This is a genomic window from Micromonospora sp. DT231, assembly GCF_049847025.1.
GTDB lineage: Bacteria > Actinomycetota > Actinomycetes > Mycobacteriales > Micromonosporaceae > Micromonospora.
Genome location: NZ_JBNCNO010000006.1, coordinates 72128 through 85593 on the forward strand (window position 1 = coordinate 72128; position 13466 = coordinate 85593).

13 protein-coding genes are annotated in these 13466 nt (G+C 71.7%); 7 read left to right on the forward strand and 6 right to left on the reverse strand.

Going from position 1 to position 13466, the window contains the following annotated elements; translation table 11 throughout:
• Positions 1–18 precede the first annotated feature (18 nt).
• On the reverse strand, positions 19–978 hold the full coding sequence (locus ACPXBU_RS17250) for a DNA polymerase domain-containing protein (RefSeq protein ID WP_425758814.1): 960 nt from the start codon (positions 976–978) through the stop codon (positions 19–21).
• 31 nt (positions 979–1009) lie between these two features.
• Positions 1010–2494 carry an MFS transporter gene (locus tag ACPXBU_RS17255; RefSeq protein WP_425758815.1) on the reverse strand — a complete coding sequence of 495 codons (1485 nt, stop codon included), beginning with the start codon at positions 2492–2494 and terminating at the stop codon, positions 1010–1012.
• 76 nt (positions 2495–2570) lie between these two features.
• Here ACPXBU_RS17255 and ACPXBU_RS17260 point away from each other — a divergent pair, with 76 nt between their 5' ends.
• From ACPXBU_RS17260 to ACPXBU_RS17270, 3 genes are all read left to right on the forward strand, one after another.
• Complete coding sequence (locus ACPXBU_RS17260; protein ID WP_425759017.1) at positions 2571–2999, forward strand: winged helix-turn-helix transcriptional regulator; 429 nt, start codon at positions 2571–2573, stop codon at positions 2997–2999.
• A gap of 105 nt (positions 3000–3104) precedes the next feature.
• Positions 3105–3692, forward strand: coding sequence for a TetR/AcrR family transcriptional regulator (locus ACPXBU_RS17265; RefSeq protein WP_393375698.1), 588 nt, complete (start codon positions 3105–3107; stop codon positions 3690–3692).
• The gene (locus tag ACPXBU_RS17270) at positions 3692–5929 is read left to right on the forward strand and encodes an MMPL family transporter (protein ID WP_425758816.1); all 2238 of its coding nucleotides are present in this window, start codon (positions 3692–3694) and stop codon (positions 5927–5929) included. The genes ACPXBU_RS17265 and ACPXBU_RS17270 overlap by 1 nt, the downstream gene beginning before the upstream one ends.
• A gap of 113 nt (positions 5930–6042) precedes the next feature.
• Here ACPXBU_RS17270 and ACPXBU_RS17275 read toward each other — a convergent pair whose 3' ends face one another.
• Positions 6043–7299, reverse strand: a complete 1257-nt coding sequence (locus ACPXBU_RS17275) for an erythromycin esterase family protein (protein ID WP_425758817.1) — start codon at positions 7297–7299, stop codon at positions 6043–6045.
• A 132-nt stretch (positions 7300–7431) separates the two neighbouring features.
• On the opposite strand from ACPXBU_RS17275, the gene ACPXBU_RS17280 reads away from it, so the two are divergent.
• A complete protein-coding gene (locus ACPXBU_RS17280; RefSeq protein ID WP_357246473.1) occupies positions 7432–7623 on the forward strand; it encodes a DUF2795 domain-containing protein in 192 nt (63 codons plus the stop codon).
• A gap of 248 nt (positions 7624–7871) precedes the next feature.
• Here the strand turns inward: ACPXBU_RS17280 and ACPXBU_RS17285 are convergent, their stop codons facing one another.
• A complete protein-coding gene (locus ACPXBU_RS17285) occupies positions 7872–8774 on the reverse strand; it encodes a Gfo/Idh/MocA family protein (RefSeq protein ID WP_393375690.1) in 903 nt (300 codons plus the stop codon).
• Positions 8775–9392: 618 nt separating this feature from the next.
• Here ACPXBU_RS17285 and ACPXBU_RS17290 point away from each other — a divergent pair.
• Positions 9393–9785, forward strand: coding sequence for a hypothetical protein (locus ACPXBU_RS17290; RefSeq protein ID WP_393371792.1), 393 nt, complete (start codon positions 9393–9395; stop codon positions 9783–9785).
• Positions 9778–10194 carry a hypothetical protein gene (locus ACPXBU_RS17295; protein ID WP_393371795.1) on the forward strand — a complete coding sequence of 139 codons (417 nt, stop codon included), beginning with the start codon at positions 9778–9780 and terminating at the stop codon, positions 10192–10194. The genes ACPXBU_RS17290 and ACPXBU_RS17295 overlap by 8 nt, the downstream gene beginning before the upstream one ends.
• Positions 10195–10334: 140 nt before the next feature.
• Here the strand turns inward: ACPXBU_RS17295 and fabG are convergent, their stop codons facing one another.
• Complete coding sequence (gene fabG / locus ACPXBU_RS17300) at positions 10335–11093, reverse strand: 3-oxoacyl-ACP reductase FabG (protein WP_425758818.1); 759 nt, start codon at positions 11091–11093, stop codon at positions 10335–10337.
• Between the two features lie 43 nt (positions 11094–11136).
• Positions 11137–12789, reverse strand: a complete 1653-nt coding sequence (locus tag ACPXBU_RS17305; protein ID WP_393371800.1) for an alpha-amylase family protein — start codon at positions 12787–12789, stop codon at positions 11137–11139.
• A gap of 57 nt (positions 12790–12846) precedes the next feature.
• On the opposite strand from ACPXBU_RS17305, the gene ACPXBU_RS17310 reads away from it, so the two are divergent.
• Entirely contained in the window at positions 12847–13461 is a 615-nt protein-coding gene (locus ACPXBU_RS17310) for a DUF1349 domain-containing protein (protein WP_425758819.1), read from the forward strand.
• Positions 13462–13466: the final 5 nt, after the last annotated feature.

A 13466-nucleotide genomic window follows, 5' to 3' on the forward strand; every position in this document is an offset into this window, starting at 1 on the left:
GGGGGCCGGCGATCCTGGTCAGCCGGCCTCGCGGCGGGCGCGAGCCCGACGCTTTCCCTCGTGCATGGCCTGCACCCGGGCCACCGGGATCATCCGGCCCTCGGCGACCAGGTCGGCGGGGAGCGCCTGCGGGGCCGGCATCAGCGCGGCCCACGGATCACCGTCGCCGAGCAGTGCCGGCGCGGTCCGGATGGTGAAGTCGGCGGGGGTCACCTCGGTCAGGTCGGCCCAGTCGACCGGGAAGGAGACCGGCATCCCGGGGCGCAGTCGGGGGCTGTACGTGGCCACCACCGTCGCGCCACCCGCGCGGGTGGCGTCCACGAAGACCCGACCACCCCGGTCCTCCTTGATGTACGCGGTGGTGGCCAGCGCCGGGTCGAGCCGCTCGGCGCGCACGGCGAGCGCCCGGGTGGCCGCGGCCAACTCCTCCGCCGTGGGGTCGCCGGCCACCGGGACGAACACGTGCACGCCCTTGGCACCACTGGTCTTGACCGCACCGGCCAGGCCGGCGTCGGCGAGCGCCTGCCGGACCAGCAGGGCCGCGGCGACGGCCGCCCGGAAGCCGTCGCCCTCCGGCGGGTCGAGGTCGAGCACCAGGTGCGTCGGGCGGTGCGGATCCGCCGTGGTGGCAAGTGTCGGGTGGTACTCCACCGCCCGCTGGTTGGCGAACCAGAGCAGGGTGCGGCGGTCGTCGCAGAGGGCGTACGAGATCTCCCGGTGTGACGCCTCCGCCCAGACCGGCACCCGGCGGACCCAGTCCGGGGTGTAGCGGGGCAGGTTCTTCTGCATGAAGGGCGGCTGGCCGGGGCGGACCCGGATCACCGACAGCGGGCGGTCCCGGAGCTGCGGAAGGATCCGCCCACTGACGGCGTCGAGGTAGTCGACCAGGTCTCGCTTTGTCGCGTCGTCGCGGTCGGACAGCGGCTGGTCCAGGTTTGTCAGGGCCACGCCGTCCCGGGTCTCGTCAGCCTCGCTCACCCGACCACCTTCGCGGCCCGGGTGCCGTCGGTCAACCGGACGCGGCGCTCGGGAACGGATCGGTTCCGGCCCCCAGCGTGGCCGGCCCCGACGGATCGGCGTCCGGTCCGAGCCCGGCGGGGCGTCGGGGCAGTGTCGTCACCGCTACCAGCAGCGCGGCGACCACCAGGGCGGCGGCCACGGCGAACGCGGTCCGGTAGCCGGCGGCCAAGGCGGCCGTCTCGGCCCAGCCGGCGGCCCGTAGTCCGTCGGCGCGGGCGGCGGCCAGGGTGGCAAGCGCGGCCAGGCCGACCGCCCCACCGACCTGCTGGGTGGTGTTGGCCAGGCCGGACGCGAGCCCGGCGTCCGCGTCGGTCGCGCCGGCCATGGCCAGGGTCGTGACGGCCGGCAGGGTCAGACCGCCGGCCACTCCGAAGATCAGCATCGCCGGGAGTACGTGGACGACGTAGGCCCCGTCGGCGGGCAGCCGGGCGAGCAGCAGGAAGCCGACGGTGGCCAGGCCGAGCCCGGCCACCAGCACGGTCCGTGCGCCCCAGCGGGCGATCAACCGACCGGCCAGCCCGAGTGACACCACCGCGATCACCACCGGGGTGGGCAGGAAGGCCCAACCGGTCGCGGCGGCGTCCAGTCCGAGCACCAGTTGCAACTCCACGGCGAGCAGGAACTGGAAGCCGAAGTACGCGCAGACCATGAGGAACTGCACGGCGTTCGCCGCCACCAGACCCGGAACGCGCAGCACCCGGCCCGGCACCAGCGGGGTCGCCGCCGCCCGTTGGCGGAGCACGAACGCGCCGAGCAGCAGCGCCGCGAGGGCGACCGCGCCGAGGGTCCGCGGGCTGGTCCAGCCGTGTTCGCCGGTCCCCACGATGCCCAGCACGGCGGCCATCAGCCCGGCGGTGACGAGCAGCGCGCCGGGCAGGTCCAGGCCAGCCCGCAGGCCGATGCCCCGTTCGGCGGGGAGCCGGCGGACGGCCGTGAGCAGGATGGCCGCCCCGATCGGGAGGTTGACCAGGAAGATCGCCCGCCACCCGGCCACCTCGGTGAGCACGCCACCGGCGACGGTGCCGACCGACGCGCCGGCCGCGCCGGTGAAGCTGAACACGGCGATCGCGCGGGCCCGTTCGGCGGGTTCGGGATAGAGCCGGACGATCATGCCGAGGCTGACCGCCATGGCCAATGCCCCGCCGACGCCCTGGCCGAAGCGCGCGGCGACCAGCAGCGTCGGGCCGGTGGCGACCGCGCAGGCCAGCGAGGCCAGGGTGAACAACGCGACACCGGCCAGGAAGACCCCCCGCCGGCCGAGCAGGTCGCCGAGCCGGCCGGCGAGCAGCAGCAGCCCGCCGAACGCGACCAGGTACGCGTTGACCACCCACGCCAGGCCTGCGGCGGTGAAGCTCAGATCGCGTTGTACGGCGGGCAACGCCACCGCCACGACCGTGCCGTCCAGGATGATCATCAGGCTGCCGGCGCAGAGCACGAGCAGCGCCGGCCAGCGCGACGGAACGACGCGGTCCATGAAAACTCCTCCTTGGTGCACGGTTTGTTACCGAGGTCATCGTCTGTGACCATGAACCGGAGCGGAAGGAGGCACTCTGATGTCCCAGAGGAACAGCGATGTGTCCGCGCTGGCCACCGAGCTGACCTGCACGGCCGAGAACGTGCCGTTCGCACCGGGGCAGGCTCGGGCGTGCACCGTCCGCCAGGTGCTCGACCGGGTCGGCGGCAAGTGGAGCATCGGCATCCTGGTGGCCGCCTCGAACGGGCCGGTGCGCTTCACCGAGCTGGAGCGGCACATCGAGGGGATCAGCCGCCGGATGCTCACCCTGACGCTGCGCAACCTGGAACGTGACGGCCTGCTGCGCCGCACGGTCTATCCGACAGTTCCGCCAAAGGTCGAGTACACCGCCACCCCGATGGCCCTGGAGCTGTACGAGTCGCTCGTGGCACTGACCGCCTGGGCCGAACGGCACCGCCGCGCCATCGCCGAGGCGCGGACCAGGTACGACGCCGAACACGCCTGATGAAACCCGGCCGAGGTGTGGTGAACGCCACCGCCTTCCTCTGACCGATCGGTCAGGGTCTGACCGATCGGTCAGGCATGCTGGTTTGCGGGAGGTGGACCGACCATGATCAGAGCGGTGTCCGACACGCACGGCGAGATCCTCGCCGCGGCGGCTCGGCAGTTCACGGTGAGCGGCTACCGGGGCACTTCCCTGCAGGACATCGCCCGCGAGGTCGGCTGCTCCAAGGCCACCGTGCTCTACCACTTCGCCAACAAGGAAGCCCTGCTCGCCGAGCTGATGGCCCCGGCGATCGGCGTGCTGCGCGACCTCGACGACCGACTCACCGGCCAGACCGGTTCGGCCGCGCAGGAGGTCGCCGCGAAGGGCTTCGTCGACCTCGCGGTCCGGTTCCGGCGGGAGATCGCGGTGCTGCGCGGCGAGTTCCCGGAACTGCTGTGCCAGCCCGCCTTCGCGCACATCCAGCAGATCTCCGACCGACTGCGCGACGCGTTGGCCGGCCACTCCGACAAGCCGGGCGCCCGGATCGCCGCGCTGGTGCTGCTCGCCGGCATCTCCGAGGCGTGCGGCGAGTTCAGCGACATCCCCGACGACGACCTGCGCTCCGCCCTGCTCACCCTCGTCCGGCGGGCCGTCGAACCCGTCGACGCACCCCTGCCCCAACCACCCACGACCGAGGACAAGGACTCCTGATGGCCACCCTGCTCTACCGGCTCGGCCGGGGCGCGTTGCGCCGGCGACGGCTCGTCGTCGCGCTCTGGCTCGTCGTACTCGTCGTCGCCGGCCTGGCCGCGGCGACCCTGCGCGGTCCGACGGCGAGCAACTTCACGATGCCCGGCACCGAGAGCCAGCGCGCGCTCGACCTGCTCGCGGAGCAGTTCCCCGCGGCCAGTGGCGCGACCGGCACCATCGCGGTCAAGGCGCCCGCCGACGGCCAACTGGCCACCCCCGAGGGCCAGGCCGTGGTGCAGGAGCTGGTCCAGGAGGCCTCGGCCCTGCCCGGCGTGGTCGGCGCGGTCAACCCGCTCCAGGTCGGCGCGGTCTCGCCCAACGGCCGGTACGCGCTGGTCCAGGTCCAGTTCGCCAGCGGCGGCGACGACGTGACCGACGAGCAGCGCACCGCGTACGAGGAGGTCGGCGCCGCCGCCGAGGCGAAGGGTTGGCAGGTGGCCCCCGGTGGCGAGGTGCTGGGTGGTGAGCCGGAGATCGGCTCCACCGAGGCGCTCGGCGTCCTGGTCGCCGCGATCGTCCTGATCATCACGTTCGGCTCCCTGGTTGCCGCCGGAATGACGATGCTCAACGCGCTGATCGGCGTGGGCGTCGGCATGGCCGGCCTGTTCGCGCTCAGCGGCGTCATCGAGTTGACGAGCACCGCGCCGATCCTGGCGCTGATGCTCGGCCTCGCCGTCGGCATCGACTACTCGCTGTTCATCACCTCGCGGCACCGGCAGAACCTGCTCGACGGCCTGTCCCCGGAGGAGGCGGTCGGCCGAGCGGTCGGCACCGCCGGGTCCGCGGTGGTCTTCGCGGGCGCGACGGTGGTCATCGCGCTGGCCGGACTGGCCGTGGTGAACATCCCCTTCCTCACCGTGATGGGTCTCGCCGCCGCCGGCACGGTCACCGTCGCGGTGCTCGTCGCGATCACCCTCCAGCCGGCGCTGCTCGGCTTCGCCGGTCGCCGGGTACTCCCCCGCCGGCTGCGGGCAGCGGTCACCGACGACACGACCGCCGACCCCGGCGCGGCCGTCGACCACTCGGGCCACCTCGACCGGCCGGCCGCCCAGACCGCCCCCGCCGAGGACGAGTCCCGGTTCGGGTTCCGCTGGGCGCGACTGATCACGCGGTTCCGCGTACCTGTCATCCTGGTCGGTCTGCTCGGCCTGGGGCTGCTCGCGCTGCCCACGCCGGACATGCGGCTGGCCCTGCCGGGCGCCGCGACGGCCGCCGTCGGCTCACCCGCCCGGGTGGCGAACGACCTGACCGTCGAGGGTTTCGGCGCGGGTTTCACCGGCCGCCTCGCGGTGGTGATCGCCGGTGACAGCCCGCAGGCCACCTCGGCCGCCGTGCCGCAGGTGACAGCCCTGTTGCAGCGCACCGAGAACGTCCTCGCGGTGGCGCCGCCCCAGCTCAGCCCGGACGGCCGGACCGCGCTGCTCGGCGTGGTGCCGAAGACCGGCCCGACCGACGAGGCCACCGAAACCCTGGTGCACGACATCCGCCGCTCGGTGAGCGGTATCCGGGACGCGGACGTCCTGCTCACCGGCGTCACCGCCATCGGCATCGACGTCTCCGAGAAGCTCTCCGACGCGCTACCGATCTACCTGCTGCTCGTGGTCGGGCTCTCGGTGCTGCTGCTGATGCTCGTGTTCCGCTCGTTGCTGGTGCCGATCAAGGCGGCGCTGGGCTTCCTGCTCACCGTGGCCGCCACGTTCGGCATCACGGTGGCGGTCTTCCAGCAGGGGCACCTCGCCGACCTCGTCGGACTGGACACGCCCGGCCCGCTGATCAGCTTCCTGCCGATCCTGCTCATCGGCATCCTGTTCGGGCTCGCCATGGACTACGAGGTGTTCCTGGTGTCCCGGATGCGGGAGGACTTCGTCCACGGCAAGTCCGCCCGACAGGCCACCATCAGCGGCATGGGGCACGGCGCCCGGGTGGTCACCGCCGCCGCGCTGATCATGATGTCGGTCTTCGGGGGCTTCGTCTTCCTGGAGGACCCGGTGATCAAGTCGATGGGCTTCGCGCTCGCGGTCGGCGTCGCCATCGACGCGTTCGTGGTCCGGATGACAATCGTCCCCGCGGTGATGTCGCTCCTCGGTGACCGCGCCTGGTGGCTGCCGAAGTGGCTCAACCGCGCCCTCCCGAACGTCGACATAGAAGGCGAAGGCCTCCGCACCCACCTGGAGGAAAAAACCCCAGCCCGGGTCTAACCCCGCCCCCAACCCCACCCGGTCGACCATGGAGTTGTGGTGCCCGTCGTGCCCCGATCCGAGGCCTTCGTCGCGCACCACAACTCCATGATCGACGCGATCGGGCACCGTTGTCAGACGCCCGCCGGGTACGTCTCCATCTCGCCGGGTGCCGCCGGCACCGGCAGTGGGTGCAGGGCTGTGGTGTCGTCGCACCAGATGAAGGCGTCGTAGCGGTCGCCCAGCCTGGTCGGCACGTAGTTGCCCCACGACTCGAAGGACGGGTCGTAGACGACGCCGATCGCCCGGTGGTCCACGGTGTCGGTCACCCAGCCCGGTTGGTCGTCCCCGCCGAAGATCAGCACAGCCCGGTCCGGCATCAGCTCGTGCAGCCGCCGCTCGACCGACCCCTCCCGGGCCGGCGGCACCACCATCGGCTCCGGGGGCGAACCCCACCGGGGAGCGGCGATCACCGTGCCCCGGTAGCTGCCGAAGCCGACCAGCGCCACGGCATCGTCGCCGTGCCGTTCCCGGGCCAACTGACCAATGTTGACCATCCCGTCGGCAGCCATGTCGGTGGCCCGCGCATCCCCGACGTGCGTGTTGTGCGCCCAGACGATGCCCCGGGCGTCCGGGCCGTACCGGTCCAGCAGCCGGTCCAGGGTGTCCTGCATGTGGGTGTCTCGGATGTTCCACGAGTCCGGCCCGCCGGCCACCATCGCCCGGTAGTACCGCTCCGCACCGGCCACCACCTCCGCGTTCTGCCAGGCCGAGAAGCGGTCCGGGCCGTCGGAGAGGGCGTGCTCACGGGTACGGGCCAGCAGCCGGACCACCTCCTCCTCACAGCGGGCGGAGACGAACCGACTGGCCGCGCCGTACTCCTCGACCCGCTTGCCGTACGGCTCGAAGCAGCGGTACGCGTCCTGCGCCGCCTCCAGCGACGTCGGGTCCTCCTCCCCCAGGTAGTCGAAGATCGCCTGCATCGACTCCCAGAGGCTGTACACGTCGAGCCCGTGGAATCCGGCGCGTCGATCCTCCGGCCGCTCCACGTTCCAGGCCCGCAACCAGGTGGCGAACCGGGCCACCTCGGCGTTGGCCCACATCCAGGTCGGCCACCGCTCGAACTGCTCCAGGGCGAGCTGCGGTTCGAGGGCGCCACCCGGCGCGGCGGTCACCGAGCGGTGCACCCGGTCACAGTCCGGCCAGTCGCCCTCCACCGCGACGAAGGAGAAGCCGCACTCCGCGATCAACCGACGGGTGAGCTGCTCCCGCAACCGGTAGTAGTCGTAGGTGCCGTGGGTGGACTCGCCGATCATCACCACCCGGGCGTCTCGCACGCGTTCCAGCAACGGGTCGAAGTCGCTCGGCGCGCCGAGCCGCTGAACCAGCATGCCAGCGGCTACCCGGCGGCCGATGGGACAAACCGTGGGCGCGTCGAGGGCCGACACGCCGACCGCCGGCCGGGCCGCCGTGCGTGCCAGCCCCGACGGTGTACGCCCACCGCGAGCGGGTAGCCGGCCGACATGACCGTCACCGGCGTGCAGTTGCAGGAGTACCTGGCCGGACTCGACTACCCGGTCTCCCGGGAGGACCTGGTCCGCTGGGGACAGGAGAACGGGGCCAGTACGGCAATGTTGCAGATGTTGCAGGCGTTGCCACCTGAACAGTTCGCCTCACCCGACGAGCTAGCCGCCGCCCTAACCACACTCTCCTAACCACCCACCCCCCTTTCGCCCCACCGCCCGCCCACCGCCCGCCCACCGCCCACCACCCGCCTACCGGCCACGCGCCCACCCAGCCCGCCGGCCCCGCCGGCCCCGCCGGCCCCGCCGGCCCCGCCGGCCCCGGTGATCATGAGGTTATTGCCGTCCGGCGCGGCGTGTCGTGGCAATAACTCCATGATCACCGGGTCTGACGGGTGGGGTGGGGTGGGGTGGGGTCGAGGGTGGGGTGGGGTGGGGGTTTAGGGGAGCAGGACTGTGCGGGATTCGGTGCGGGCGGTTTCGGCGGCGGCGAGGATGCCGACGACCTCGCGGCCGAAGCGCACGTCGCAGCGGTGGTCGCGGGTGCCGGTCCGCACCTGCTCGACGAGCTGGTCGATCGCGACGCCGAACGCCGTGGCGGCGTCGTTCTCGCCGAACGGGACGTTCTCGATGCCGTTCTCGCCGTAGAAGACGAACTCCCGAGCCATCGACTCCGTCGGGGCGTCCAGGGAGAGCGACGCGCTGCTCGTGGCACCGCCCTCGTGGGTGAGCAGCAGGTGCACCATTCCGCTCGGCCCGTCCATCGCCGCCACCTGGGTCACCCGGCCCAGCACCGGCAGGAGGATGGACAGCGCGTGCGGGGCGATGTCCCAGAGCGCACCGTGCTCGCGGCGCCACAACGAACCGCCGTACGGGCTGCCGTCCTGGAAGATCGAGGCGAACGCGGTCGTCCGACCGTGCTGCCAACCCCCGACGGCGGCGGTGGCGGCGAGGAAGGCTGTCACGTTCGGCTGGAACCGCTGGGTGAAGAAGACGACCGAGGCGACCCCGGACTCCTCTGCGGCGGCCACGACCCGGTCGGCGTCGGCCACGCTCAGCGCCAACGGCTTGTCCAGCAGCAGGTGCCGCCCGGCGGAGGCAGCCCGGACCGCGATGTCGGCCTGGACGTCCGGTGGCAGCGCGACGGCGACCGCTTCGCACTGCTCGATCAGGGCGTCGACGTCGCCGTACGCCGGCACCCCGTACCGCTCGGCGAGCGCGGAGGCACGCTCCGGGTTACGCCCCCACACCCCGACCAACTCGGCGTCCGGATGGGCGTGCAACGCCTTCCCGTGCGTCTCGATCGCCCAGTGACCGGTGCCGAACAATCCGAACCGCAGCACGTGTACCTCCGCTGTTTCCCCACCCCGTGGCAACGCCACGGGCGTGATCCACGCTAGTCGCCGGGGCGGGCGCACCGGTGGCGGGTCGACCAACCGGGGCAGGTCAGGTCCCGCGCCGTACGGCGGTGACCCGGTGCGGCGAGTGCCTGTAGAACCGCGGACGAAGCCGCACTGCTGTCGGCACCGACCACCGCCCGCCGATCGCCGCCGAGGAAGCCGCGCCGCCGAGCAAGCCGCGCCGCCGGGCATGTCGCGCCGCCGGGCATGTCGCGCCGCCGGGTCGATTCCGCGACCGATGGCGTGGTTCGGCCGGTGATGGTCCGCAGATCTTGGACACTTTCCGTTCCGCGCGAACAGTTCCGCGCGAACGGAAAGTGTCCAAGATCTCGCGACGCGCGGCCGAAGCACCGCCGAATCGCGGCCGAAGCGCGACGGGCGGTGCAGGACAGCCGGCCCCGAAGGCGGCCAAGCAAAAGATGGCCACGCCGAGGGCGGCCACGCCGAGGGCGGCCACGCTGACCACGACCACGCCGAACGCGGCGAGGTGGGGTCACTTGATTACTACGACGGTTAGTAGGCTGTGCCGGTGACCGAGGCAACGACGACCGGGCAGGTCCGGTGGCGAGCGTGAGCGCCGACTCGCCGGTGGACGGCATCGTCGCGACGGTGTCGATCGTGCTGTCGCTGCTCGTCGCGGTGTGGGCGCTGGTGGCCGCGGTACGCCAACGGCCACCGGACCGGGTGCAGTTCATCGGCCTTGGCGTACTCGAAGTGGCATTGCTCGTGTTGAGCGTGCTGGCCCTGGTCGCGGTCGGCGGCGGCGAGCGGCCCGGTGAGCCCGGTGCCTTCTTCGGTTATCTGGTCACGCTCGTGTGTCTGCCGCCGTTGGCCTGGGTGCTGGCCCGGATGGAGCCGACCCGTTGGGGTTCGGCGATCGTCTGCGCGGTCTGCCTGGTGGCCCCGGTGGTGGTGGTCCGGTTGCAGCAGACCTGGGAGGTGCTCGGTGGTTGAGACACGACCGGCCGGACGCGCCACGAACGCCGGCCCCGGTCGGCTGCTGATCGCGGTCTACCTGCTCTTCGCCATCGCGGCGACAAGCCGGGCCGGTCTGCAACTCGCCACCAAGTTCGACGAGGCCCCGGTGGCGTACCTGCTCTCCGGGGTGGCGGCGCTCATCTACATCGTGGCGGCGGTGGGGTTGGCCCGGGCCGGGCACACCGGCCGACGGGTCGCGCTGGCCTGCTGTTCCGTGGAGTTGGTAGGGGTGGTCGCGGTCGGCATCCTGAGCCTCGTCGACAAGGAGCTGTTCCCGGACGAGACGGTCTGGTCGCAGTTCGGCAGCGGGTACGGCTACATCCCGCTTGTGTTGCCGGTGCTCGGCCTGATCTGGCTCTGGCGCACCCGTCGCGCCCCCGCCTGAAAGAACGGACCGTCGCGGGCTCACCCGCCACCCGCCACCCGCGGCAGCGGGCAGCGGCGACGGCAGCGGCCAGCGGCAACGACAGCGGCCAGCGGCGACGAGGGCACCCCTTCCCGAAGGAGCGCCCTCGTCGGGACGTGTCAGTCCCGGGGCCCGCCGGCGACGTAGATGACCTGACCGGAGACGAAGCCGGCACCCTCGCTCGCCAGGAACGAGATGGTGTGCGAGACGTCCTCCGGGAACCCCGGTCGACGCACCGGGATCTCGGACGCCGCGTGCTTCTTGAAGTCCTCGAAGTCGACCTTCATCCGGGCGGCGGTGGCAGCGGTCATGTCGGTGACGATGAAGCCGGGCGCGACCGCGTTGACTGTCACCCCGAACGGCCCCAACTCGATGGCGAGCGTCTTCGTGAAGCCCTGGAGGCCGGCCTTGGCGGCGGCGTAGTTCGCCTGGCCCCGGTTGCCCAGCGCGGAGGTGCTGGAGAGGTTGACGATCCGCCCCCACTTCCGGTCCACCATGTGCTTCTGGGCGGCCTGGCTGAACAGGAACGCGCCCCGCAGGTGCACCCCCATCACCGTGTCCCAGTCGGCGTTCGTCATCTTGAACAGCAGGTTGTCGCGGAGCACACCGGCGTTGTTGACGAGCACGGCGGGCGCGCCCAGCTCCGCCGCGACCCGGGCCACCGCCGCCTCGACCTGGTCCCGGTCGGACACGTCGGCGCCGACTCCGAGCGCTCGGCCGCCGGCGGCGGCGATGGCGTCCACCGTCTCCTTGGTGGCTGTCTCCTCGATGTCGACCACGGCGACGGCCATTCCGTCGGCGGCCAGCCGCCGGGCGGTGGCCGCGCCGATACCGCGTGCGGCTCCGGTGACGATGGCGACGCGGGGCTCCTCCGACATGATTACCTCCCGGTAACGTGGGGTCGATCGGAGGAGCTTAACGTCAACAGGCCGGCCCCCGGCATAGGCGAATCCACCGGTATCCGTGGCCGGAGACCTTCACCGCGCCCAGCTTGCCCAACTCGCCGTAGCCACGGTCGGTGAGCACGTCGATCGGCATGTCGGCCTCCGGTTCGAGACTGCTCAGGTCCACCTCGACGTCGTCGGTGCCCAGGTTGTGCACGAAGACCATGGTCCCGGTGGGCCCGTCCGCCCGGTGCGTCAGCACGCCGGGCGGCACCGGCACGTCGATGTGGGTGGTCGAGCCGGAGCCGATCTCCGGAGCCTCCCGCAGCGTACGGATCATGCGCTCGAACCAGGCGAGCAGCGACTTCGGGTCGCTGCGCTGGGCGGTGACGTTGATGTTCTGGTAGCCGAACTCACCCTTGTCGATCACCGGGCGGATCAGCTTCTCCGGGTCCGCCGTGGAGAAGCCGGCGTTCGGCTTGTACGACCACTGCATCGGGGTACGGATCGCGTCCCGACCGCGCAGCGACAGGTCCTCGCCCATCCCGATCTCCTCGCCGTAGCGCAGCACGGGCGTGCCGCGCATGGAGAACTGCAGCGCGTACGCCAGCTCGATGCGCCGTCGGTCGTTGCCGAGCATCGGGGCGAGCCGGCGACGGATGCCCCGGTCGTAGATGCGCATGTTCTCGTCCGGGCCGAACTCCGCGTACACCTGGTTGCGCTGTTCGGTCGTCAGCCGGGACAGGTCGATCTCGTCGTGGTTGCGCAGGAAGGTGGCCCACTGCCCACCGACGGGCAGTTTCGGGGTGTCGTGCAACGCGTCGATCAACTGCTCCGGGTCCTGCCGGGCCAGGGAGAGCATGAGTCGCCCGTTGAGCATGAAGTCGAAGAGCATGTGGATCCGGTTGCCCGACCCGCTGGTGTCGCCGAAGAACGTCGGCAGTTGGTCCGGTTCGACGTTCGCCTCGGCCAGCAGGACGGCGTCGCCGCGACGCCACTGCACGTGCTGGCGCATCTCGGTGAGGAACTCGAAGTCCTTCGGGGAGTTCGGGTTGCCCGGCTCGGTCAGCTCGATGATGAACGGCACCGCGTCCATCCGGAAGCCGGAGACGCCGAGCTGGAGCCAGAACGACATGATCTTCTTGATCTCGGCCCGGACCTGCGGGTTGGCGAAGTTGAGGTCCGGCTGGAACTTGTAGAACCGGTGGTAGAACCACGCCTTGGCGGTCCGGTCGTAGCTCCAGGTCTCGTCCTGCTCACCCGGGAAGACCATGCCCTGGTGCCGGTCGGCCGGCTCGGTGTCGGACCAGACGTACCAGTCGCGGTACGGCGAGTCCGGCGAGGACCGGGCGGACTGGAACCACGGGTGCTCGTCGGAGGTGTGGTTGACCACCAGGTCGATGATCACCCGGATGCCCCGGTTCTGGGCCTGGTGCAGCAGCTCGGCGAAGTCGCCGAGGGTGCCGAAGCGCGGGTCCACGTTGTAGAAGTCGGTGGCGTCGTAGCCGTCGTCGCGGTTGGGCGACGGGTGGATCGGGTGCAGCCACAGGCAGGTCACGCCGAGCCGGGCCAGGTAGTCGAGCCTCCCGATGAGCCCACGGATGTCACCGACCCCGTCGCCGTCGGAGTCGGCGTACGTGTCGATGTCGAGGCAGTAGACGACGGCTTCGGAATACCAACGGTCACCCATGCCGGAGGAACATCTCCGTTCGATCACCGCGGCAAACCCTTGGCTATCGTGCCTGTCATGGGAAACGACCTCGTACCGCCGAGCGAACCGTTGGACTGGTCTGCGGGCCGGTGGCTGCACCCGCCCGTACGCGTCGAGGAGGGCCCGACCGGCCAGTTCGTCGTCGAGCCGGCGGCGGAGAGCGACTTCTGGCGGCGGACCAGCTACGGGTTCGTCCACGACAACGGCCCGGCGCTGCTGGCCCCACTGCCGGTGGGCACCGCCATGGAGGTGAGTTTCCGGCTCGACTTCGCGGAGCAGTTCGACCAGGCCGGTGCGTTCGTCCGTGTCGACGAGCGGACCTGGACCAAGGCCGGCGTCGAGATCAGCGACGGTGAGGCGCAGGTCGGCGCGGTGGTGACCCGGGAGTTCTCCGACTGGTCGGTGGCGCCGGTGCCGCAGTGGGCGGGCCGGGAGGTGACCGTCCGGGTCAGCCGGGCCGGTGACGCGCTGACCGTCCGCGCCCGCGCCGACGACGAGCCGTGGCGACTGGTCCGGCTCACCCCGCTGGATCCGGCGGCCGAGGCGGTGGCCGGGCCGTTCTGCTGTGCGCCGTCGCGCGCCGGTCTGACCGTGGTGTTCACCGGCTGGCGGCAGGGGCCGGCGGACACCGCGCTGCACCCCGAGGTGTAGCAATC